This is a genomic window from Rhodococcus jostii NBRC 16295 (assembly GCF_001894825.1).
Taxonomy (GTDB): Bacteria; Actinomycetota; Actinomycetes; order Mycobacteriales; family Mycobacteriaceae; genus Rhodococcus_F; species Rhodococcus_F jostii.
Genome location: NZ_BCWY01000121.1, coordinates 1 through 20,529 on the forward strand (window position 1 = coordinate 1; position 20,529 = coordinate 20,529).

Annotated in this window: 23 protein-coding genes and 2 pseudogenes; 17 read left to right on the forward strand and 8 right to left on the reverse strand. The window is 68.7% G+C overall.

The features are described 5' to 3' along the window. From RJ1_RS40305 to RJ1_RS40330, 6 genes are all read left to right on the forward strand, one after another. Positions 1-760, forward strand: a 760-nt coding sequence (locus RJ1_RS40305) for an MCE family protein (protein WP_174695081.1), incomplete at its 5' end; no start/stop codon positions are given. Between the two features lie 144 nt (positions 761-904). After that, positions 905-1,570 (forward strand): glycosyltransferase family 2 protein, encoded by a 666-nt coding sequence (locus RJ1_RS40310; RefSeq protein ID WP_073369324.1) that lies wholly within the window; start codon positions 905-907, stop codon positions 1,568-1,570. Next, complete coding sequence (locus RJ1_RS40315) at positions 1,567-2,532, forward strand: acyl-CoA dehydrogenase family protein (RefSeq protein WP_073369326.1); 966 nt, start codon at positions 1,567-1,569, stop codon at positions 2,530-2,532. The genes RJ1_RS40310 and RJ1_RS40315 overlap by 4 nt, the downstream gene beginning before the upstream one ends. A 1-nt stretch (position 2,533) precedes the next feature. Beyond that, on the forward strand, positions 2,534-3,307 hold the full coding sequence (locus tag RJ1_RS40320) for a PIG-L deacetylase family protein (protein ID WP_073369328.1): 774 nt from the start codon (positions 2,534-2,536) through the stop codon (positions 3,305-3,307). After that, on the forward strand, positions 3,301-3,918 hold the full coding sequence (locus RJ1_RS40325) for a class I SAM-dependent DNA methyltransferase (protein ID WP_083400847.1): 618 nt from the start codon (positions 3,301-3,303) through the stop codon (positions 3,916-3,918). The genes RJ1_RS40320 and RJ1_RS40325 overlap by 7 nt, the downstream gene beginning before the upstream one ends. Positions 3,919-4,023: 105 nt before the next feature. After that, positions 4,024-4,437, forward strand: coding sequence for a hypothetical protein (locus tag RJ1_RS40330; RefSeq protein ID WP_073369333.1), 414 nt, complete (start codon positions 4,024-4,026; stop codon positions 4,435-4,437). A 1-nt stretch (position 4,438) separates the two neighbouring features. On the opposite strand, the gene RJ1_RS40335 is transcribed toward RJ1_RS40330, so the two are convergent. Next, entirely contained in the window at positions 4,439-5,422 is a 984-nt protein-coding gene (locus RJ1_RS40335) for a glutamate ABC transporter substrate-binding protein (protein WP_073369335.1), read from the reverse strand. Then, complete coding sequence (locus tag RJ1_RS40340; RefSeq protein WP_073369338.1) at positions 5,422-6,786, reverse strand: GlnX family signal transduction membrane protein; 1,365 nt, start codon at positions 6,784-6,786, stop codon at positions 5,422-5,424. The genes RJ1_RS40335 and RJ1_RS40340 overlap by 1 nt, the downstream gene beginning before the upstream one ends. Positions 6,787-6,938: 152 nt before the next feature. On the opposite strand from RJ1_RS40340, the pseudogene RJ1_RS48395 reads away from it, so the two are divergent. From RJ1_RS48395 to RJ1_RS40350, 3 genes and pseudogenes are all read left to right on the forward strand, one after another. After that, positions 6,939-7,562 (forward strand): annotated as a pseudogene (locus tag RJ1_RS48395) (substrate-binding domain-containing protein); the annotation flags it as partial. A 76-nt stretch (positions 7,563-7,638) separates the two neighbouring features. Continuing rightward, the gene (locus tag RJ1_RS49515; protein ID WP_501193863.1) at positions 7,639-8,031 is read left to right on the forward strand and encodes a substrate-binding domain-containing protein; all 393 of its coding nucleotides are present in this window, start codon (positions 7,639-7,641) and stop codon (positions 8,029-8,031) included. A gap of 95 nt (positions 8,032-8,126) precedes the next feature. Next, positions 8,127-8,756: a class I SAM-dependent methyltransferase gene (locus RJ1_RS40350; RefSeq protein ID WP_073369366.1), complete on the forward strand. Its 630-nt coding sequence runs from the start codon at positions 8,127-8,129 to the stop codon at positions 8,754-8,756. Here the strand turns inward: RJ1_RS40350 and RJ1_RS40355 are convergent. Continuing rightward, the gene (locus tag RJ1_RS40355; RefSeq protein ID WP_083400829.1) at positions 8,707-9,441 is read right to left on the reverse strand and encodes a MerR family transcriptional regulator; all 735 of its coding nucleotides are present in this window, start codon (positions 9,439-9,441) and stop codon (positions 8,707-8,709) included. The genes RJ1_RS40350 and RJ1_RS40355 overlap by 50 nt on opposite strands. Positions 9,442-9,528: 87 nt before the next feature. On the opposite strand from RJ1_RS40355, the gene RJ1_RS40360 reads away from it, so the two are divergent. Beyond that, positions 9,529-10,005: a DUF6194 family protein gene (locus RJ1_RS40360; protein ID WP_073369344.1), complete on the forward strand. Its 477-nt coding sequence runs from the start codon at positions 9,529-9,531 to the stop codon at positions 10,003-10,005. 73 nt (positions 10,006-10,078) lie between these two features. Here the strand turns inward: RJ1_RS40360 and RJ1_RS40365 are convergent, their stop codons facing one another. After that, on the reverse strand, positions 10,079-10,282 hold the full coding sequence (locus tag RJ1_RS40365; protein WP_073369348.1) for a three-helix bundle dimerization domain-containing protein: 204 nt from the start codon (positions 10,280-10,282) through the stop codon (positions 10,079-10,081). 248 nt (positions 10,283-10,530) lie between these two features. Here RJ1_RS40365 and RJ1_RS40370 point away from each other — a divergent pair, with 248 nt between their 5' ends. The 6 genes and pseudogenes from RJ1_RS40370 to RJ1_RS40390 all read left to right on the forward strand — a co-directional run bounded on the left by RJ1_RS40370 (position 10,531) and on the right by RJ1_RS40390 (position 15,094). Further along, positions 10,531-11,709, forward strand: a complete 1,179-nt coding sequence (locus RJ1_RS40370; protein WP_073369350.1) for an inorganic phosphate transporter — start codon at positions 10,531-10,533, stop codon at positions 11,707-11,709. Between the two features lie 12 nt (positions 11,710-11,721). Continuing rightward, positions 11,722-11,994, forward strand: coding sequence for a hypothetical protein (locus RJ1_RS40375; RefSeq protein ID WP_240320102.1), 273 nt, complete (start codon positions 11,722-11,724; stop codon positions 11,992-11,994). Further along, positions 11,901-12,311 (forward strand): annotated as a pseudogene (locus RJ1_RS48410) (DUF3349 domain-containing protein); the annotation flags it as partial. The gene RJ1_RS40375 and the pseudogene RJ1_RS48410, both read left to right, overlap by 94 nt. A gap of 39 nt (positions 12,312-12,350) precedes the next feature. Then, entirely contained in the window at positions 12,351-12,668 is a 318-nt protein-coding gene (locus RJ1_RS48415) for a DUF3349 domain-containing protein (RefSeq protein ID WP_240320155.1), read from the forward strand. A 27-nt stretch (positions 12,669-12,695) separates the two neighbouring features. Continuing rightward, positions 12,696-14,039, forward strand: a complete 1,344-nt coding sequence (locus tag RJ1_RS40385; RefSeq protein WP_073369355.1) for a GlnX family signal transduction membrane protein — start codon at positions 12,696-12,698, stop codon at positions 14,037-14,039. A 23-nt stretch (positions 14,040-14,062) separates the two neighbouring features. Next, positions 14,063-15,094: a glutamate ABC transporter substrate-binding protein gene (locus RJ1_RS40390; RefSeq protein WP_073369357.1), complete on the forward strand. Its 1,032-nt coding sequence runs from the start codon at positions 14,063-14,065 to the stop codon at positions 15,092-15,094. Between the two features lie 13 nt (positions 15,095-15,107). Here RJ1_RS40390 and RJ1_RS40395 read toward each other — a convergent pair whose 3' ends face one another. From RJ1_RS40395 to RJ1_RS49125, 4 genes are all read right to left on the reverse strand, one after another. Beyond that, positions 15,108-18,965: a Pls/PosA family non-ribosomal peptide synthetase gene (locus RJ1_RS40395; RefSeq protein WP_073369359.1), complete on the reverse strand. Its 3,858-nt coding sequence runs from the start codon at positions 18,963-18,965 to the stop codon at positions 15,108-15,110. Between the two features lie 88 nt (positions 18,966-19,053). Next, complete coding sequence (locus RJ1_RS40400) at positions 19,054-19,518, reverse strand: MarR family winged helix-turn-helix transcriptional regulator (protein WP_073369361.1); 465 nt, start codon at positions 19,516-19,518, stop codon at positions 19,054-19,056. 113 nt (positions 19,519-19,631) lie between these two features. Further along, positions 19,632-19,784 carry a hypothetical protein gene (locus RJ1_RS47070; RefSeq protein ID WP_162850419.1) on the reverse strand — a complete coding sequence of 51 codons (153 nt, stop codon included), beginning with the start codon at positions 19,782-19,784 and terminating at the stop codon, positions 19,632-19,634. A 160-nt stretch (positions 19,785-19,944) separates the two neighbouring features. Next, a complete protein-coding gene (locus RJ1_RS49125) occupies positions 19,945-20,151 on the reverse strand; it encodes a three-helix bundle dimerization domain-containing protein (RefSeq protein WP_073369363.1) in 207 nt (68 codons plus the stop codon). Between RJ1_RS49125 and RJ1_RS40410 the strand changes: the two genes are divergently transcribed. After that, positions 20,116-20,529 (forward strand): RNA-guided endonuclease TnpB family protein (locus RJ1_RS40410; protein ID WP_255284951.1); only part of this gene is annotated, 414 nt, incomplete at its 3' end. The two genes, RJ1_RS49125 and RJ1_RS40410, sit on opposite strands and share 36 nt — an antisense overlap.

The following is a 20,529-nucleotide window of genomic DNA, read 5'->3' on the forward strand; positions in this document are numbered from 1 at the left end:
GATCCAGGAGGATCTGCGTGGTCTCGCGGACTTCTCGCAGACGTACTCGGAGGCTGCCCCCGACCTGGTCAACGCCCTCGACAACCTGCGCACCCCCGGAAATACGGTGGTGGAGAAGCAGGGTGAGATCTCCACGCTGCTCGCCTCGCTGACCGGAACCGCATCGAGCACCGCGGATCTCCTGCAGACCAACGCAGAATCCATCGTCAGCATCGCCGCCGACTCGCGAGAGGCACTGCAGATCCTCGGCCGCTACTCGCCGAGCTTCGAATGCACGTTCGCGGGCTTCGCGAAGTCCGCCCCCGTCGCCCGGGAGCTGCTGGCGCCGGACGATCCGTACCCGGGTGTGCGTGCCAGCGTGCAGTTCGTCAACCCGAAGGGGCGTTACGTGCCCAACCAGGACGAGCCGCGCCTGCTCGACGACCGCGGACCGGCGTGCTACGACAACGTCACCGCACCGGGTGGAAAGTTCCCGCAGTATCCGGGTGGATCGTTCAACGACGGCTCGTACCAGGTGCCCTCGCGCAACCCGGGCCCGTCGACCACGGATTATTTCCCGGCGCCGGCCGGCGTTCCCGATCAGGTCCCGGGGTACGGAGCCGAGGTCACGCCCGCCAGCTACGCGGGTTCGAAGATGGAGCAGGACACGTTGGACGTCGTCTACGGCGAGGCCGGCGGCATGGCGCCGGAGGACGTGCCGAGTTGGACGACACTCGTCGGCGCGCCGACCATGAGGGGCACCGAGGTGAGCTTCGAATGAAGACGCGTCACGGGTGTTTTGAAATCGAGCATCGATCGGGGCCGCTCGAGCGGGAGTGACCGGGGGCACCGCGGCCGTGGTTCCACCGATCGCGGACTGGGTACTTGCTGAACCCTGAGACAGCGAGCGATCGGGAGGGACGTCATGCGCGTCGAGCACATCACGGTGGTCGTGCCCGTCCACGACGAGGAAGCGCTGCTACCGCGGTGCTTGTCGGGGTTGCGTGCGGCCGCGCGGGAGGTGTCCGTGCCGGTCAGGACGGTGGTGGTGCTCGACCGTTGCGGCGACGGCAGCGAGGCCGTCGTCCGCGGAGCGGGGGTCGACGTCGTGGTTCTGGACGCGCAGAACGTCGGGGCGGCCCGGCGCGCGGGTTTCGACTCCGTCACCGCCGGCCCACACGAATGGTTCGCCACGACGGACGCGGACTCGCACGTCCCCGCCCACTGGCTGTCGTCGCATCTTCAGCATGCGAGTCGGGGTGCGCAGTTGGTGGCGGGCACGGTGACCGTCACCGACTGGTCGGGCCTGCCCGACCACGTCCGGTCGCGGTATGCCGGCGCCTACCGGTCGGGCCCCACGCACGGGCACGTGCACGGCGCGTCCCTGGGATTCGCCGCGGATCTGTATCGCGCCGTGGGAGGGTTCGCCGCACTGCCCGCGCACGAGGATGTCGACCTGGTGCAGAGGATGGTCGAGCGGGGCGCGAACGTGGTGTGGAGCATCGACGCCCCCGTCGAGACGTCGACCCGTGCCGACGCCCGCGCGCCGCACGGATTCGCCTCCTACCTCGAAGGACTGCAGGACCGATGAGTACCGACGTGAGCCGCGACAGCAGCCCCACCGCCGCGACGGTGGCGGCGATCATTCGGGCGGGGGACGCGGAACTGCCGCTGCCCGGTGACGGCGCAACCGCGGACCGGTGGGCACATTTGACCCGGTGGTGCCAACGCGACCTTTCGGTGGGGCGCCTCCTCGAGGCCCACGCCGACGCTGACGCGATCCTCGCCGAACTCGACGGGACCCGGGCCGGCCGGAACGAATTCTGGGGTGTGTGGGCCAGTGAGCCACCGCATCCCGTGCTGGACGCTTTCCCGAATCCGTCGGGGTGGCGGCTCCGGGGAACGAAGGCGTGGTGCTCGGGCGCGTCGATGTGCACGCATGCCCTGGTCACGGCGCGAGTCGACGGGGAACCCCGGCTGTTCGCCGTCGATCTCCGAGAACCGGGGGTCACCGCGGAGCGGGGCGGCTGGCGGAACCCGGGCATGGCAGCGACCGACACCGAATCCGTGACGTTCGACGACGTCCCCGCGCGGCCGGTCGGCGCGGCGACGGAGTACCTCGACCGTCCCGGATTCTGGCACGGCGGGATCGGCGTGGCGGCGTGCTGGTTCGGCGGCGCCCTCGCCGTAGTCGAACCGCTGCGCGCGCGGGCGCGGAGCGGCCGGGCCGACAGTCATCAGCTCGCGCACCTCGGCGCCGTCGACGTGGCGGTCAGCGCGGCACGGTGGTCGCTCGAGTCCGCGGCCGCGGAAGTGGACGCGCGTCCACTCGACCGCAGGTCGGCCCAGCTGCGCGCCTTCCGGGTGCGGGGCCTGGTCGAGCGGACGGCGAGCGAGGTGATCGACCGGGTCGGCCGCGCGCTGGGCGCCGCCCCGCTCGCGACGGACGCCGACCATGCCCGCAACGTCGCGGACCTCCTCGTCTACATCAGGCAATCGCACGCCGAACGGGATCTCGCGACCCTCGGCGAACTCGTCGCGAGGGTGGACTGACATGGATGGCGGCAACAGATTCCGGGAGACGCCGGTGGCCGGTCGCGGCACACCCGAGGACGAGTGGCAGGCGTGGCTGGGCGACAACGCCTTTTCGGCGATACCGCTCACGGAATGCGACCGCATGATCGTGGTCGCCCCGCATCCCGACGACGAGGTGGTCGGGGTGGGTGCGCTCGTGGCCACCGCCGCCGCGCACGGCACCCCCGTCGTGGTCGTTGCGGTGACGGATGGTGCGGCGTCCCATCCGGGCTCGCCGAGCCTGTCACCCGACGCGCTGGCCACCGCACGAATCGCGGAATCGAACCGGGCGACCGCGCTTCTGGGTGTCGGCGAACCGCTCCGGCTCGGACTTCCCGACGGCGAGGTGGACACGCACGAGCGGGAACTCACTGCTCGCCTCGTCGACGTGCTCACCGCGACCTGCCGGCCCGGGGAGCGAGTGTGGGTTCTCGCCACCTGGCGGGGAGACGGCCACCCTGATCACGAGTCCACGGGAAGGGCTGCGGCCGAGTCGTGTTCCATCACCGGCCACCGGTTGGTGGAATACCCGGTCTGGATGTGGCACTGGGCACGGCCGACAGACGCCGCGGTGCCCTGGGAGCGGATGCGGGTGCTCACGCCGGCCGCCGAAATCCTGGCCCGAAAACGCCGTGCCGTCGACGAATTCCGCACCCAGATCCTCCCCCTCTCGGAAGATGCGCGGGACGCCGCGATCCTGCCGCCGTGGGTGCTCGCGAGATTGTTGCGGACGACGGAAGGGGTGTTCTGGTGAGCCCTATGGATCCCGGCTACTTCGAGACGATGTATGCGGAATCGGCGGACCCGTGGGGCTTCGGCGAGCGCTGGTACGAACACCGAAAGTACGCGATCACGCTCGCCGCGCTGCCGCGCCCCCACTATCGGCGGGCGTTCGAACCGGGGTGCTCGATCGGGGTGCTGACGGCGCAGTTGGCCGCCCGCTGCGATCGGGTCGTCGCGACGGACGTGGTTCCCGGTGCACTCGAAAGCTCCCGGCATCGCCTCGAACAGGACGGCGTGGCGGACCGGGTGGAACTCGGCCGGGCGTCGCTCCTCGACCCCTGGCCGCCCGGCACGTTCGACCTGGTGGTGCTCAGTGAGGTGCTGTACTACCTCACGCCCGGTGACCTGGTCGCCACCCTGGGCCGGGCCGTCGACGCTCTGGAGGAGGGCGGCACCCTCGTCGCCGTGCACTGGCAGCACCCGGTTCCGGAGTACCCGCAGACCGGGCGCGCCGTGCACGAGGCGGTCGCGGCGACCGACGGCCTGGATCGTGCCGGGTCGTACCGGGACAAGGATTTTCATCTCGACGTCTACACCCGGGGGCCGGTGCCCTCGGTGGCGGCGGCGGAAGGGTTGAGCTGACGGGCCAGGTGAGCAGCGAAGCTACCTCCAGGTCGCGTGTCAGGTAATACTTGACATCCCCTCCGTTCTGCGTCAGGCTGGGCCTGACAGAATTGGAGGATCGTCATGGAACTCGTCGAACGCGCTGTCGGGGCGGATATCGGTTCCGCTGCTCGGGCGGTGATCACGGCTGCTGCGGCCGAAGCAAGTCGGCACGCTGACGACATCATCGGCACCGGGCCACTTCCCGGCACGCCGGAATGGGAGGCGGAGCAGGGCACGGACATTCCCACGCAGCGCACCCTGGCCTGGCATCTGCTGAGTCTGCGCATCCGGCTCGCCGCCGGGCTCGACGGCATCGAAACTGTGCTCGGACTGCGCTTTCAGGGTGCGACGTGGGCAACCATCGGCAAGGCGGCCGGGATGACGCGGCAGTCCGCGCACGAGCGTTGGGGTGCCCGCACGACGGCCCTGCTCGATCCGCTCGGGACGGGTGTGCCCACGACCGTCGCCGATGACGATCCGAGCCGAGCGGGGTAGTTCAGTCCCGGTACTCCGGGGCCGGCGGTTCGGGGGCGGGGCCGAGCGGCGACAGCCAGCGTTCGTAGAGAGCCGTCCAGGTTCCGTCCGCGCGGACGCGTTCCAGTGTGCCGTTGACGGCCCGGACGAGATCGTCGTTTCCCGGCGCGACGCCGATGGCGTACTGCGCGGAGTCGGAAGCAGGACCGACGATCTCCAGATTCGGGTCCTGGGCGACGAGGCCGGCGAGTGCGGCGCCGCCCGCGACCGCGTCGACCTGCCGCTGCTGGATCGCCATGAGGCAATCGTCCCAGTCGGGTACTGCGAGGATCGTCGCTTTGGGGGCGATGCGCGTCAACGCCGAGATCGACGCCGGGTCGTGATGGGTGCACACTCGGCGCCGGGCCAGGTCTTCCGGACCGGAGATGCCCGACCCGTCCCGCACCACGAGCCGGCGGGGCGTGTCGAGGTACACCGTCGAAAACTCGACGTCCTGCGCACCGTCGCAGGTGAGTGCCGCCGGGCGCAGGATCATGTCGACGTCGCCGTGCGCGAGCAGCGTGGCGCCGTCGTCGGCACCGAGCGGTCGGAACTCGACCTTGGTGGGATCGCCGAGCAGATCACGTGCCACCTCCCGCGCGAGGTCGACGGCGAAGCCGGTGAGGGTGCCGGTCGTCGGGTCGCGGAAGCTGAACAGGTTGGTGTTCTGGTCGACCGCGACGACCACCGCGCCGCGTGCGCGGATCTCCGCGAGGGCGCCGTCGGGGTTCGGAGGTCCCGGGCGGAGGCTGGCCTGGGCCTCGCAATTCGACGGCTCCGGTGGTGGCGTTTCGGACGGTGCAATGATCTGCGCACCGACCGACAGGGGAAACTCCGTGAAGTCCCCGGAGAACGTCGGGGTCGGTGCGTCGGGGCTTCCGCAGCCGATGAGCAGGACAGCTCCGAACGCGAGGCCGCCGAGCGGCCGGGCGGATCCCGGTCGACGTTTGCGGTGTGATCGCACCATCAGTGGTACTCACTGACTCTGGGCTCGACCCCCGCGACGACGGCGAGCGCTGCGGAAAGGGCGAGCACGATGCTGCCCACGGACAGCGCCGCCATCGTGCGGTACGACTCCCGCATCGCGTCGAGTTCCTCGGTGCGCAGCGCGGTGATCGCGTCTTCGAGCGCTTCGTCGAGGGCTCGGAACTGGGCGGTCGACGCCGTCGATCCCGGGCCGACCGCGATGTCCGCCGCACCCTGGAAGTCGCCGTCTGCGAGTTTCCGCTGTAGTTCCCGGTGCGCGCTCCGCCATCCGTCGAATGCGGCGGACGCATCGTCGATCGCTGGTGCGACGACGGCATTCCGTGACTCGTCCGAGGTCAGAATCGCGGTGAGTGCGTCCGTGTGCCGGGCGTAGTCGCTGCCGGCAGGGTCGAAACCTGGCCGGAGCAGTCCGAGCGTCTCGTCGGCGCGGGTCTGCTGGGCGAGGATCCGCGCCTTCGTGACCGCGGCGAGAGGCTCGGCGCCGTCGATTCGTGCGCGTTCGCTCGCCGACGTCGACAACAACCCGGCGGTCACGATCCATACGACGAGGGCCGCGAGCAAGATCGTCGCGCATGCCAGACCGGGATTGATGCGTCGGCGGCTGCGATGCGCGACGTACGCGTGTGCGACTGCGAGTACCACGACCGCGGCCACCGTGACCACTATGGCGGTGGCGGGCAGTCGGGCGGTGTGGGACTGCGTGTCGGCCACCGCGCGGGCCTGTTCGTTGTAGAGGCGTTCGGCCAAGGGCAGGATGGTGTCCTGCATGAGAGCCGACGCGGTTCCCAGATATGCCACCCCGACCGGATTTCCGGCGGAGTCGTTGGACCGTGCGGTCGCCACCAGGTCCGTATACACGGCGAGGTGCCGCGACATCTCGGTCAGGAGTCGCAGCGTGTCCACATCACCGGAGGTGACGCCGTAGGAGGCGGTGATGAGTGCGTTCGATGCGTCGGCGATCGCCTGGTTGTACCGGTCGCGCACCGCGAGCGGTTCGATGGCACCGGCGATGAACGACGACGTCGCCGCGGCGTCGGCGATCGACAGTGAACTGAACAGATTCTGTGCGGCGTCCGCCAGCGGTTCCGTATGTGCGCGAAGGGTTTCCATCTGCTGCTGCCGTGCGCCGATCACGGCGGAGGTCACGATCCCGGCGGTGAGCGCCACCGCTACGAGGACGACGGCGAGGAGAGACAGGCGCCCGGGCGTCGATGCGAGGAATTCGCGCCAGGGGCGCCGGCGGATCTCGGGTTCGACGAGCAGAGATTCGTTCAGGAGATGCTCGTCGGGCGGCGAAGTGTCACGAGCTCCGCCGGATACGGCACCGCGGTCCTGGTGGATCACCCTCTCCTCCTCATCCCTGCACTCAGTGTGCGCCGATCAGGGACGGAAAACTTCGAAAGCCTCGGCGGGCACGCGTAGCCGGCCTCGACCGCGGGTATCTCCAGACTGGGCACGATCAGCCTGGAGGTCCTCGAGCTCATGAAGACAGGCTCATGAAGACACGGATTCGCGCGTTCGGCGTCGCGGTGTCGGTTGCGGCGGTGGTCCTCGGTGCATGCGCGGCCCCGGCGCCGTCGGGGGACGACGGCGCGGAGAAGGTCTACTTCCTCTTGCCGAACACCACGACCACCCGCTTCGTGGAGCGAGACGAACCCCTGTTCACCGACTTCCTGGAGCTGTTCGCGCCGGAGGCGACGGTCACCGTTCGCAACGCCGAGGGCGATCCCGCCCGTCAGCAGAGCCAGGTCGAGTCGGCGATCGCGGACGGGGCGTCGGTGCTCGTGCTGATCTCGGCGGACGCGAGATTCTCGGGTGGTGCCTTGACCGCCGCCGCCCGGGCGCACGTTCCGGTGGTGCTGTACGACCACGACGCGGTCGGCGGACCCGCGGACGTCCAGGTGATCTTCGATCCGCTCGAGGTCGGCCGACGGCAGGGGAGCCGTGCCGCCGATCTGATCGCCGCGATGCCTGGCGACGGCCTGAAGATCGCCCGCGTCGAGGGAAACCTCGGTGAATACGGGACCCGTCAGTTTCGGCTCGGTCAGGACGAATATCTGCAGCCGCTCGCCGACAGCGGCAAGATCCGTGTCGTTTGCCAGACCGCGATCGACGACTGGGACCCGGCCGAGGGGCAGGCATTCGCGGACGAGTGCCTGACCCGTGAGAACAACGACGTCGCAACTGTTCGTCACGATGAACGACGACCTGGGCGGCGGAATCGTCGCGGCGCTGGCCGGTCGCGGGCTGGCCGGGCGGATCCCGGTGACCGGGGGGCAGGACGCCAACCTCGCTGCGCTGCAACTGATCGCGCAGGGCACCCTCGACAACACGATCTTCAAGAATCTGTCCGACCAGGCGAAGGTGGCTGCCCACGTGACTACGGCGATCCTGCACGGTGAGGGCATTCCCGCGGAGATGATCAACGGCACGATCGACAACCAGTACATGGCCGTACCGACGGTGTTCCTACCCGTGCAGAACATCACGAAGGACAACCTCGACGTCGTCGTCAACTCCGGCTTCTACACGTGGCAGCAGATCTGCGCACCGGATCCGGCGTCCGCGGTGTGCCTCGACCGAAATTGACGCTGTCTACGACTCAACGAGTTTCGGGGATCGGGATGGCGTCGCATACGGTGGCAGTGGCTCGCCGATCGGGCCGGATCGAGGAGGAGTCGATGATGAGTGCACGTACCCCGAGTGAGCGTATCCCCAGTCAGTGGGAGGAGATCACCGCCGCCAACCCGGCGCATTCGATGTGGTACGTCGAGCGGTTCCGGGCGATGGAAGCGCAGGGTCAGGACATTGTCGGCGAGGCGCGTCTGGTCGATGCGATGCTCGGACGCAGCGGTCGCGTTCTCGACGCGGGGTGTGGACTGGGTCGCCTGGGCGGCTACCTGCATGACGCCGGTCATGTCGTGGTGGGCGTCGACGTCGATCCTGTGCTCATCGCGGTGGCGGAAGAAGACCACCCCGGTCCGACCTGGCTGGTGGGTGATCTCGCCGAGCTGGATTTGCCGTCCCGCGGGGTTGCCGCCGATTTCGAGCTGATCGTGTGTGCGGGCAACGTGATGACCTTCCTGGCGCCGTCTACGCGGGAGTCGGTGCTCGCGGGATTCGCCGCCCATCTCGCCCCGACCGGTCGTGTGGTCGTCGGGTTCGGCGCCGATCGGGGCTACGAGTTCTCGCAGTTCCTCACGGACGCGCAGGCCAACGGCCTCGCCGTGGACCTGTTGCTCTCGACGTGGGATCTGCGCCCGTTCACCGAGGATTCCGACTTTCTGGTGGCGGTGTTCTCACGGGCGGACTGATGGTGCGGAGCGCGAGGAGTGCGGCGAGAGCGGGCGCTGCGTCGAGGAGGGCCCGGGAGCGGGCAGTGATGGTCTGGTCACGGGCGTCGAGTGCGGCGCCGATATCACTCGAGCCGGTGTGCCGTAGCTGTGTCAAGACGACGCAGAGAGGTGCGATGCGGTAACCGGCCTTGCGTAGTTGATGGACGATGCGGGCGTCGCGGACGTGGGCGGGGGAGTACCTGCGGGTTCCTGTCGGGGTGTCCCGATCGGGGATGACGAGTCCCTCTGCGTCCCAGTGCCGTAGCGTGGAGGGCCGCACGCCGAGTGCGGTGGCGAGTTCGCTCACGCCCATCGAGTCCGATGCCCGCACGTCCTCGATCGGTTCGGTGGAGATCGCGGCGGCAGCCGTCTTGGCGAGCGCGACTTCGGTCCGGTCGGTGTGGAGTCGGGCGTGTGCTTCGTCGAGGAGTGCGACCGTGGTTTCCGGGGACGTGTGGGCGCTGCGAACGATCCGTTTGGCTTCCACCGGACCGGCGCCGAGAGCGAGATCTCGGTAGGCCAGCGCGGACTGCAGATGCACCTCCGAGTAGATCCGGTACCCGGTGGCGGTGCGGATTGCGGGAGGAAGCACACCGTCGCGTTCGAGGTTGCGGACGTGCTGCACGGAGCACCCGACCCGCCGGGCGACGTCCACGGTCCGCATATTCTGAGATTTGAGACTTTTCACCCGATAGCTCCTGCTTTCATGCTCCCAGGCCTCCACAAGCACCTCAATGAAACGCTGGAAGCTATGACCATAGACGACATCATCGACTTCGTAGAGGGCCTCGACGACGTCCTGACTGTGAGGCCGGCGCCCGGCGACGGTTCGCCGGAGATCAGTTGGGGTGACAGCTTCTTCTACTATTCACCGGATCGAGTTGTTCCCCAGGCGACTCAGCCCTTCGCCACGATCGTCACCAAGAACTACCCCGGTGACGAAGGCTCGCGTCTGGACCGCGAGGGTGCCTTCCGGGTCAACATCCATGCCGGGAAGGAGGCGTTCATCGAGGCCGTCGGCCACACACCGCGCGAGCAGGGACCCACCGACGTCGACGCCGGCGCGCCCGACACCGTCATTGCCCATCCCGTCTACGGCTCCGCGGCCTGGCTGGCAGTCGTCGACCCCGGGTCAGGCACCGACGCGGTCACCCGCGAGTTGCTTCGCAAGGCTCACGCCCTGGCACGTGCACGTTATGAGCGACGAGCGGACTCGGCCCCACGCTGACACGAGAGGTGCGGCCCCACCTGTGATCGGTGGGGCCGCGCTGCGTCTGTTCAGCCCTGGCTGCTGTAGAGGGTCACGCGTTGATCGATGACACGAGGTTTGCGGTTGCCGTGCGTTCGATGAGCAACGGAACGAAGTCCCGAATCCGCCCGCCTTCGAACTGGACAACCGCGTCGTGCACGGCGGCTTCGACCGCCTCCTGCGGCACTGCCGGAAATTTTGTGATCAGCCGCGTGGTGACTTGCGAGATCTGGCGTGCTTCTTCCGCGGAGTTCATGGTGTAAATCGTGCTCGCCCGCCACCGCCCGCGTCAATTTCGCACCGGCTGTCTGTGACGCACGCATCTCCCGCGAAACCCGTTCGGACACTTGTTCAGTGCCGGCGGTTCCCGGCCACCGTGCCCAGAGCGGGCGCAGCCGCAATTGTTCGGCTGCGCGATCTCTTTGCGATTGCGGGGAGTTGAACACGCCATGAACACCCAGGTGGGGGCTGGTTCGCCGGGTCCACACCGACGAGACTGGAAGAGTGAACGCAGAATTTCTCGTTCTCCTCATCGTCGTCGTCACGGCACTCGGTTTCGATTTCACCAACGGATTCCACGACACCGCAAACGCCATGGCCACCTCGATCGCCACCGGGGCACTCAAACCCAAGGTGGCGGTGACACTTTCCGCGATACTCAACCTGGTGGGCGCGTTCCTGTCGGTCGAGGTGGCGGCCACCGTCGCCAAGGGGATCGTGAACCTCGGCGACACCGGCGGGCAGGCGCTGCTGATCATCGTCTTCGCCGGCCTGGTCGGAGGCATCCTCTGGAACCTGTTGACGTGGCTGCTCGGCATCCCCTCGAGTTCGTCGCACGCCCTGTTCGGTGGGCTGATCGGTGCGACCATCGCCGCCCTCGGGATGGGCGGCGTCGAGTGGTCGGGGGTGGTGAGCAAGATCCTCGTTCCGGCGGTGCTCGCACCGGTGGTCGCGTGTCTCGTGGCCGCCACCGGCACCTGGCTGATCTACCGCATCACCGCCGGCGTCGAGGAGAATGCCAAGGAACAGGGGTTCCGCTGGGGACAGATCGGGTCGGCCTCTCTGGTCTCGCTCGCGCACGGCACCAACGACGCGCAGAAGACCATGGGCATCATCTTCCTGGCGTTGGTGGCGTACGGCAGCATCACCGCCGACACCGCGATGCCGTTCTGGGTGAAACTCTCGTGCGCCCTCGCGATCGCCCTCGGCACCTACCTCGGCGGTTGGCGGATCATCCGCACGCTCGGGAAGGGTCTCGTCGAGATCACCTCGCCCCAGGGGATGGCGGCCGAGGCGTCCTCGGCCGCGATCATCCTCACCTCCAGCCACTTCGGGTTGCCGCTGTCGACCACCCAGGTCGCAACCGGATCGATCCTCGGCACCGGAGTCGGCAAGTCCGGGGCGGAGGTCCGGTGGGGTGTGGCCGGCCGGATGGCGGTCGCGTGGCTGTTCACCCTTCCCTCCGCCGCCGTGGTCGGGGCGGTGTGCTGGGTGATCGCCGATGTGATCGGTGGACTGCCCGGCGTCCTCGTGGTGTTCGCGCTGCTCCTGGTGGCGGCCGGCGCCATGTACCTGCGCTCGCGGCGGAACCCGATCGATACCTCGAACGTGAACGAGGACTGGGACGGTGGGCTGACCCCGCCGTCCGAGAAGACGCACAGCTCGCATTCCGCTCAGATCTGAGAGGCAGGCATCGTGAATCTGTTCATGGACACCGTGGACTCGCTGTGGCAGGTCGTGCTCATCGGCCTGCTCTTCGGCGCCGGCCTGCCCGCCATCTTCGCGCTCGGAATCCGATTCCTGTCGCCGGGGGTCACGACGTCCGCGGACGGAAGTGCCACACGCACACCGGCCGCCTCGATCGCAGGGTTGGCATGCTTCGCGGTGATCGTCGTCGCGATCGTCGCCGGAATCCTCTTCATCATGAAGGACTTCCTCGCCCACGATTTCGGGATCTACATCTTCTGACCCCGGAAAGGACGCATACAGTGCCACGAAAACCGATCACCTCAGTTCCGGCGAAGGTCCTGCGCTGGGTGCGCGAGGGCTACCCGCACGGGGTTCCCCGCGAAGACTACGTCGCGTTGTTCGCCGTCCTGCACCGCAGGCTCACCGACACCGAGGTGGGCGAGATCGTCGACGAGCTGTCGGACCCGGCCGGACATGCCCTCGAGGACGGCAAGATCGACCGCGCAGAGATCGAAGAGGCCATCGCCCGCCTCGCACACGAACACCCCGGCGACGACGACGTCAAGCGGGTGGCCTCTCGCCTCGCCGCAGGCGGCTGGCCGCTCGCAGCACCGATCGAGGAGAAACCTCCCCTCGTGAAGGCCCTGCCGCCGTTGTTGGGCAACATCATCGAATGGCTGCGCGCCGGTTATCCGCAGGGGGTGCCCGAGACCGACTACATCCCCCTGATAGCCCTGCTCCGCCGACGTCTCTCGGACGACGAGGTTCGCGAGATCACCGCAGCACTCGTCGACCAGGGTGACCTCCCGATCGGTAAGCCGGACATCCAGGTGATGATCACGAAGGTCACCGACGAAACGCCCCACGACGCCGATGTCGAACGGGTCCACGCTCACCTCGTCGCCGGTGGCTGGGCCATCCCGGACGAGACGCCGATCGACGAGTCGCGCTGACCCGATGTCGAACAGCGAGGAGGACTGGTGTTCCTACGCGGAGACACCATAGCCGGCGACCCGCACGCGCTGGACGAGTCTCTGCTCATCGAACCCGAACGGCTTCGGCCGTCCTGGCGGGGTTTTCTCGCGTCGACACCCGGACGGCTTTCGGTGCTCGCGGTGGTTCTCGTCGCGGCCGCCCTCGCCGCGGGGACGGTCGCCTCCGCGATCAACGGGGCGCGTCAACAGGAAATCGACGCCTTGCGGACCCACTCGGAGCCGCTCGCCGACGCGGCCCAGAGCCTCTACAGTTCGCTGTCGATCGCGGACGCCGCAGCAACAACGTCGTTCATCTTCGGCGGGGTCGAACCGGTGGCGGTGCGCGAACGGTACAACCAGGCCGTCGGTGACGCGTCCAACGCGTTGGTGACCGCCTCGAACGGCGTCTCCCCGGCGGACGCGGAAGCGCTGGGCCTGCTGTCGGAGGTCTCGCGACGCTTCGCCGAGTACACCAGCCTGGTCTCCACCGCACGCGCCAACGATCGCTCGGGGAACCCGGTCGGAATCACCTACCTGCGTAACGCGTCATCGATGATGCAGGCCGGCATCCTTCCGTTGGCGCACCGCCTCTCCACCGAGCAATGGAAGTCGGTGGCCTCCACACAAGCGCGCACCGCTCGACTGCCGGTGGCCACCGTCGCCGTGACGGCCGCCACTCTCGTCGCGCTGCTGCTCGCGCACGTATACCTGACACGCAAGAGCCGACGGCTGTTCAACCCCGGCCTGATCGTGGCCGCGCTTCTCGTCGCCGGCCTCCTCGTGTGGTCGATGGTGGCGTTCCTGCTGTCCACCTCGGCGGCCGAGCGTGCGAGGACCGATGGGGCGCAACCCCTCAGCGCAATCACGACGGCTCGGATTCTGGCGCAGCAGGCACGCGCAGATGAGATGCTCGGCGTGTTGCAACGCGGTTCGGACCCCCAGTCGGAGGTCGACTTCTCGCGCCATTCAACGGTGTTGTCCGAGATACTCGAACAACACCGGAACTCGCGAGGCGACACCGCCGATGCGGCGGTCGCCGACGCCGCCGCGGCGCTCGAGGGCTGGCGGAGCGCCCACGAGTTGCTGCACCAGACGCTCGCGAACGGCGATTACCCGGCGGCGGCCGCTCTGGCGACCGACCCCGGGGCGCTTGCACCCACCGCCCAGTTTTCCGCACTCGATGAGGCGTTGCAGTCGGCGATCGACCGATTGAGGAACGAGGAACGCGAGGCCACGACCGAGGCGTATCGCCCGACCTCGCTGTTGAGCGTGGGTGCCGTCGTGATCGGCGTGCTCGCCGGGTTCGCCGTCGGCGGGGGCATCTGGCCCAGACTGAACGAGTACCACTGATGCCGCCGTGCGAAGCGAGCCGAATGCTGCCGAGTCCGTGCGCTGCGTGTTCGCACCGGCGTCGAGCATCTCGCGCGCGCCGCTTCGCCGGCGTGTTGGTGGTGACCGGGGCCGTCATCGCCGGTTGCGCTGCACCCGAACCCGTCACTCCCGCTGTCACAGGCAACTATTCGGAACTGTCGTTGCCGACCGGAACGCAGATCATCCCGCCCTCGGGTGTCGCTCCTCCGGCACCAGTGGCGCCGGAGGAATGCGGGGCGTTGGCAAGCCTGCGTCCGGGACCGCCCGTCCCGGAGGGCGCCGTGCCACCGGGGCGGCTGGTCGCCGACGTCCTCGCGCGGGGTCGGCTGATCGTGGGGGTCGACCAGAACACCAACCTGTTCAGCTTCCGTGACCCGAACACCGACACCCTCGAGGGGTTCGACGTGGACGTGGCGAGGGAGATTGCGCGCGACCTCCTCGGCGATCCGACGAAGGTCGAGTTCCGACTCCTGACCCAGGGCGGCCGCTTCGACGCGCTCGAGAAGAACCAGGTCGACATCGTCGCGCAGACCATCACGATCACGTGTGAGCGTGCCGAGCGGGTGGCCTTCTCCACCGTCTACTTCGAGGCCGACCAGCGTGTGCTGGTGACCAGGGGGTCGGCGATCTCGGGGCCGGCAGATCTGGCAGGCAAACGGGTGTGCGCCGCCGCCGATACCACCTCGCTCGACACGATCCGGCGGGTCCAACCGCAGGCCACGATTGTCGCGGTTCCCGACTGGGCCGACTGCCTGGTGGTCCTCCAGCAGCGTCAGGCGGACGCCGTCAGCACCGACGACTCCATTCTTGCGGGCCTGGCCGAACAGGACCCGGCACTCGAGATCGTCGGTCCGTCACTGGAAACGCAGCCGTATGGCATCGGCATCAACAAGACCAACACCGAGCTGGTGCGTCTGGTGAACGGCACCCTCGACCGGCTGCGAACGGACGGAATGTGGATGAGTCTCTACGACCGCTGGCTGACCGTTCTCGGCCCGGTCCCCGGTCCGCCCGCCCCGGCCTACCGGGATTGAGGCGAATCGCCGGTCAGGTCACGGGTGCGATGGGGTTGCCCTGCCAGCGGGTGGACGGCGGGACGGCGTCGCCGCGCATCACCAGCGAGGCGGGGCCCACGGTGGAGCCGTCGCCGAGGGAGGCGGCGGGCAGTGCAACACAGTGCGGTCCGAGTGTGGCTCCCGCGCCGAGGGTCACGGTGTCCAGGCTCATGATGCGGTCGTGGAACAGGTGGGTCTGCACTACGCAGCCCCGGTTCACCGTGGCACCGTCGCCGAGGTGGACCAGATCGGCTTCCGGCAGCCAGTACGTCTCGCACCACACGCCGCGTCCGAGGTGGGAGCCCATGCCCCGAAGCCAGGCGTTCAGTGCGGCGGTGCCGGTAGCCGCCCGCGCGAACCACGGCGCCGCCACCGTCTCGACGAAGGCGTCGCAGACCTCGTTGCGCCACACGAAGGAACTCCACAGCGGGTGTTCCACGTCCTCGATGCGGCCGACGAGAAGCCACTTCGCGGCCACGGAGACCACCCCGGCCACAGCGCCCGCGACCATGAGGACGACGCCACCGAGTGCGGCCGCGGCGAGGTAGCCGACACGGCCGACGAGGACCTCGAACCCGAACAGGACGCCGAGTCCGATCGCGAAGCTGATCACGACCGGGATCAGGCGGCACGTTTCGACGGCGGCGCGGGCAACCTTCAGCCGAAGCGGCGGGGCGAACGTGCGGGCGGAGTCGGACTCGGTGGCCGCCCGCCGCAGTCGAACGGGCGGGCTGCCCAGCCAGGACGAGCCGGGCTTCGACTTGTGCGGTGCGGCGGACAGGACCGCCACCAGGCCGTTCTTGGGTACCCGGCGACCGGGCCCGGTCATGCCGGAGTTCCCGAGGAAGGCGCGCTTGCCGACCTTGGCCCGCTCGATCCGAAGCCACCCCCCGCCGAGTTCGTAGGGGGCGATCATGGTGTCGTCCGCGAGGAACGCGCCGTCGCCGACGGTGGTGAATTTCGGCACGAGCAGAACGGTGGAGGCCTCGACGTTCTTTCCGACCTTCGTGCCCAGCAGGCGCAGCCAGCCGGGGGTCAGCATGCTCGCGTAGAGCGGGAACAGGAAGGTGCGGGCGGAGTCCATCAGTCGCTCGGTGGCCCATACCTGCCACCCGATGCGGCTGCGCACCGGGTGGTACCCCTCTTTGAGTCCGATGCCGAGAAGCCGGACCGCGAGGACGGTCAGGGCGGCGAACACGGCCAGCGCCAGCAGAGTGGCGGCGGGAAGCATCGGCAGCGCCGCCGCGGCAGCGGCGCCCACGGTGTCGGCGCCGCGGATCCACCAGCCGAGCAGCAGCAGACCGCAGCCCAGCGCGATCAGCGGCATCGCCGACAGGATCAGCGAGGTGAGTCCGTAGACCGGCACCCACCGGGTCGCCGGCGCCGGGCGCTGGGACGGCCACGAATGGTTCGCCTTGCCCACCTTGACGGCAGGCGACCCGGCCCACTGCTGGCCGGCCTTGACCTTGCCGATCACCGCGGATCCGGCGGCGATTTCGGCGTCGTGACCGATCACCGCGCCTGGCAGCAGCGCCGACCGGGCGCCGACCGTCGCGCGTTCCCCGATGCTGATCGACCCGACATGGACGACGTCGCCGTCGATCCAGTACCCGGACAGGTCGGTCTCGGGTTCGATCGAGCAGCCGTCACCGAGTTCGAGCATTCCGGTGACCGGGGGCAGGGCGTGCAGGTCGATGCCGCGGCCGATTCGGGCGCCGAGCGCGCGGGCGTAGTAGATCATCCACGGGGCGCCGGAGACGTTGGCGGCACCGCTGGCCTCGGCGAGGCGTTCGGCAAGCCAGATCCGCAGGTGCACCGAGCCGCCCCTCGGATACGTCCCCGGGGTGAGCGTCCGCAGCAGGAGGCGGGCACCGAGCACGGACGTGGTCATGCGGCCGAGAGGGGTGATGAACAGCAGGAACATCGCCGCCACCGTCCACCAGGACAACGTCGGCGCCCAGGCGACGTCGACACACCGTGCGAGCACATTGTTCGCGACGGCGAGCCAGGTCAGCCACTGCAGTCCGGTCAGCGTGGTCAGTGGCACGGTCAGTGCGAGCTGAACCCATTGGGCGCGGCGCGGAGTGGGGGTGACGGTGCGCGGTTCGACCGACGACGCCGGGGCCAGGTCGTCGAGGAATTCGGCCAGCGATCCCAGCCGCGGGTGGTCGTACAGCTGGGCGACGGTGACCTCCGGGAACCGTTCACGTAGGGCACTGACCAGCTGGGCGGCGCTGAGCGAGCCGCCGCCGATCGCGAAGAAGTCGTCGTCGAGCCCACCCGCCTGGGCACCGAGAGTCCGGGCCCACAGCTCGGCGACCCAGGCTGCGGTGCCGTGGAGGTCCGGCGCCGAGGTGTCCTGCGGGCGGGTACCCGGGAGCGGCCACGGCAGTGCATCCCGGTCCACCTTTCCGGACGTACGGGTGGGAAGTTCCTCGACCAGCGCCAGTCGCGGCACCAGTGCGGCCGGAAGCTGCTCTGCCAGCAGGGCACGGGCTGCGTTGACGTCGAAATCCGTCGGTGCGGCAAGGTATCCGACGAGCACCGCGGTGCCCGAGCCGGTGGTGCGGACCGCAGCGGCAGCCCCCGCGACCCCGGGCAGGGCCTGCAGTGCGGCGTCCACCTCGCCGAGTTCGATGCGTCGTCCGCCCAGCTTGACCTGGTCATCGGCACGCCCCTGGAACAGCAGTCCTTCGCGGTCGAGCCGCACCAGGTCGCCGCTGCGGTACGCGCGGTCCCAGCCCAGTGTCGGCATCGGCGCGTACTTCTCGGCGTCCTTGGCGGGGTCCAGGTAGCGGGCGAGCCCGACGCCGCCGATCACGAGCTCACCGACCTCACCCTCGGCCACTGGGTGGTCGTCGGCGTCGACGACCGCCAGATCCCAGCCGTCGAGTGGCAGACCGATGCGCACCGGGCCGGTTCCCGACATCTGCGCGGCGCAGGCGACGACGGTGGCCTCGGTGGGTCCGTAGGTATTCCACACCTCGCGGCCCGGAACGGCGAGGCGCTGCGCCAGCTCCGGTGGGCAGGCCTCGCCGCCGAAGATCAACAGTCGCACCGATTCCAGAGCTTCCACGGGCCACAATGCGGCCAGGGTCGGAACGGTGGACACGACGCTGATTTCGCGGGAGATCAGCCACGGGCCGAGGTCCATGCCGGTGCGCACCAGTGACCGGGGTGCAGGGACCAGGCAGGCACCGTGCCGCCACGCCAGCCACATTTCCTCACAGGACGCGTCGAAGGCCACCGACAGTCCCGCGAGAACCCGATCACCGGGGCCGAGCGGCGCGTCGCGCAGAAAGAGGCGGGCCTCCGCGTCGACGAAGGCCGCTGCGTTGCGGTGAGTCACCGCGACGCCCTTGGGGGTACCGGTCGACCCGGAGGTGAAGATGATCCACGCGTCGTCGTCGGGTGTCGGGACACACAGCTCGGCCGGCACCGATGCGGAGGTGTGCGCGCCCTCCGCGGTGAGGATCGTCTTGACCCGCGCCTCACCGAACACCAACTCGGCGCGCTCGTCGGGGTCGTCCGCGTCGACCGGTACGTAGGCGGCCCCTGCGGTGAGGGTCGACAAGATCGCCAGATACAGCTCTCGCGAACCCGACGGCATCCGGATGCCTACCCGGTCGCCCGCCCGCACGCCTTTGCTCGCGAGCCGCCGCGCGCCCTCACTCACCAGCACCATCAACTCCGCGTAGGTCACGGTGTGCTCGCCGTCGTCGATCGCGGGTGCGTCAGGGTACTCCAGGGCGGTCGCTTCGAGAATGTCGAGCAGGGTGCGGGGTGGGGCCGCGAGATCACCGCGGGTGAATTCGGCGGGAAGTAGCCGTTCTCTGACTGAGACGGACATGGAGAACCGTTGTTCCTCTCTGGGGTGGGCAGGCCGGTGCCCGAGATCGATGAGCCGAGAGGCGCAGGCGACGGAGGTCGCAGCGCCGTCACGCGCCGGTGTCGGCGAATTTCTTCGGGTAGCCCAGTGCGCGCAGCGTGAGCCGGTGCAAGGTCCGGCGATCCTTCGCTGTGAGGTCGGCGAACAGTCTGTCGGTGGCGTCGTCGACCAATTGTTCGGTCCGGGCCACCGTCTTCTCGCCGTCCTCGGTCAGCGAGAGCAACTGCTTACGCCGATCCTTGGCATGTTTTCTCCGCACCACGAAGCCTCGTTTCTCCAGGCCGTCGACCAGGCGCACCATGTCGCTGCGGTCGACGGCGAGAACGTCGCACACCTGGCGTTGGGTGAGTTCACCCTCCTGCTTCAGGCACGCAAGGATCCAATGCATTCGAAGGGTCAACCCCTCATCGGCCAGTGCAGTATCCAGCTGCGCTCTCCCCACCCGATGGAGATCGGCAACGACGAACGCGGCGCTGCGCAGCAAAGTGTCGGGAGGGGTGGACGACTTGGGCACGACGACTACCGTAGCACTTTGCGGGGACTACAGATGATGGGTAACCCCCGCAATTATCGGCGTGTCGCCGCAGGTAGCAACCCTGACCAGCCGCGAAGCATCAGATCAAATACTCAGGGGCGGTCCGGCATGTGTCGATCGGTGTCGGGTTCCGGGCGGTCGAGGCGGCGCTGTTCGACGAGTATCACCGCCGCCAGCAGAAGGTGGACGCCGGGAACGATGACGAGGACGGTAACGAGGGCAACGACGATTGCCAGCACTTCCATGGCTACTCCACAGGCAGGACGGCGGGGACGTGGGGGAGCTGGGGGAACGGGTGCCGATGCCGCGCGGCATCGGCACTCTTCCACGCTAGAGAGCTCGTGTTGCGTCCGCCGTTACCGGCGGGTGAATTCCGCCTGCGGGACTATCCGCGATGGTGCACCTTCAGGTGTCGACGGTGAGGGATCTGATAGCGGCGCGTTCGACGAGTAACGGAACGAAGTCGCGTACGGGTCGCCCGTCGAACCGGCGGTGAGCGGTGTCGATCGCCTGGTTGATCCGTGAGTCTTTCGGCGCAAACCCGGTCGTTCGGCCCGGGGCTGCGTGCCGTCGCAGGTGACGGTGTCGCGTAATGCTCGCGGTCGGTACCACATCTCGATTCTCGTCGAGGACACGATCACCGAGCCCCCGTCGATCGATCGGGTGGTCGGGCTCGACGCCGGGATCACGAGCCTCTACACGCTCTCGACGGGGGAGAAGATCACCAACCCGCGCCACGAGGGCAGGGACCGTGAGCGGCTGGCGAGGGCGCAGCGGGTGCTGGCCAGGAAGCAGAAGGGGTCCCGTAACCGGGCCAGGGCCCGACTGAAGGTCGCGAAGATTCATGGCCGGATCGCCGATCGGCGTCGCGATTATCTGCACAACCTCTCCACTCGGCTGGTGCGCGAAAATCAAGTGATCGCCGTCGAGGATCTGAGTGTGCGGAACATGGTCAGGAATCGGTCGTTGTCTCGGGCGATCTCGGATGCG

What these genes read in the sequence shown, in the direction of transcription:
- RJ1_RS49515 (WP_501193863.1), top strand. Translation starts at nt 7,639, where the DNA reads ATGAACGACGACCTGGGCGGCGGAATCGTCGCGGCGCTGGCCGGTCGC.
- RJ1_RS40315 (WP_073369326.1), top strand. Translation starts at nt 1,567, where the DNA reads ATGAGTACCGACGTGAGCCGCGACAGCAGCCCCACCGCCGCGACGGTG.
- RJ1_RS40335 (WP_073369335.1), bottom strand. Translation starts at nt 5,422, where the DNA reads ATGGTGCGATCACACCGCAAACGTCGACCGGGATCCGCCCGGCCGCTC.
- RJ1_RS40355 (WP_083400829.1), bottom strand. Translation starts at nt 9,441, where the DNA reads ATGCGGACCGTGGACGTCGCCCGGCGGGTCGGGTGCTCCGTGCAGCAC.
- RJ1_RS40360 (WP_073369344.1), top strand. Translation starts at nt 9,529, where the DNA reads ATGACCATAGACGACATCATCGACTTCGTAGAGGGCCTCGACGACGTC.
- RJ1_RS40330 (WP_073369333.1), top strand. Translation starts at nt 4,024, where the DNA reads ATGGAACTCGTCGAACGCGCTGTCGGGGCGGATATCGGTTCCGCTGCT.
- RJ1_RS40320 (WP_073369328.1), top strand. Translation starts at nt 2,534, where the DNA reads ATGGATGGCGGCAACAGATTCCGGGAGACGCCGGTGGCCGGTCGCGGC.
- RJ1_RS40310 (WP_073369324.1), top strand. Translation starts at nt 905, where the DNA reads ATGCGCGTCGAGCACATCACGGTGGTCGTGCCCGTCCACGACGAGGAA.
- RJ1_RS40395 (WP_073369359.1), bottom strand. Translation starts at nt 18,965, where the DNA reads ATGTCCGTCTCAGTCAGAGAACGGCTACTTCCCGCCGAATTCACCCGC.
- RJ1_RS40365 (WP_073369348.1), bottom strand. Translation starts at nt 10,282, where the DNA reads ATGAACTCCGCGGAAGAAGCACGCCAGATCTCGCAAGTCACCACGCGG.
- RJ1_RS40350 (WP_073369366.1), top strand. Translation starts at nt 8,127, where the DNA reads ATGAGTGCACGTACCCCGAGTGAGCGTATCCCCAGTCAGTGGGAGGAG.
- RJ1_RS47070 (WP_162850419.1), bottom strand. Translation starts at nt 19,784, where the DNA reads ATGGAAGTGCTGGCAATCGTCGTTGCCCTCGTTACCGTCCTCGTCATC.
- RJ1_RS40390 (WP_073369357.1), top strand. Translation starts at nt 14,063, where the DNA reads ATGCTGCCGAGTCCGTGCGCTGCGTGTTCGCACCGGCGTCGAGCATCT.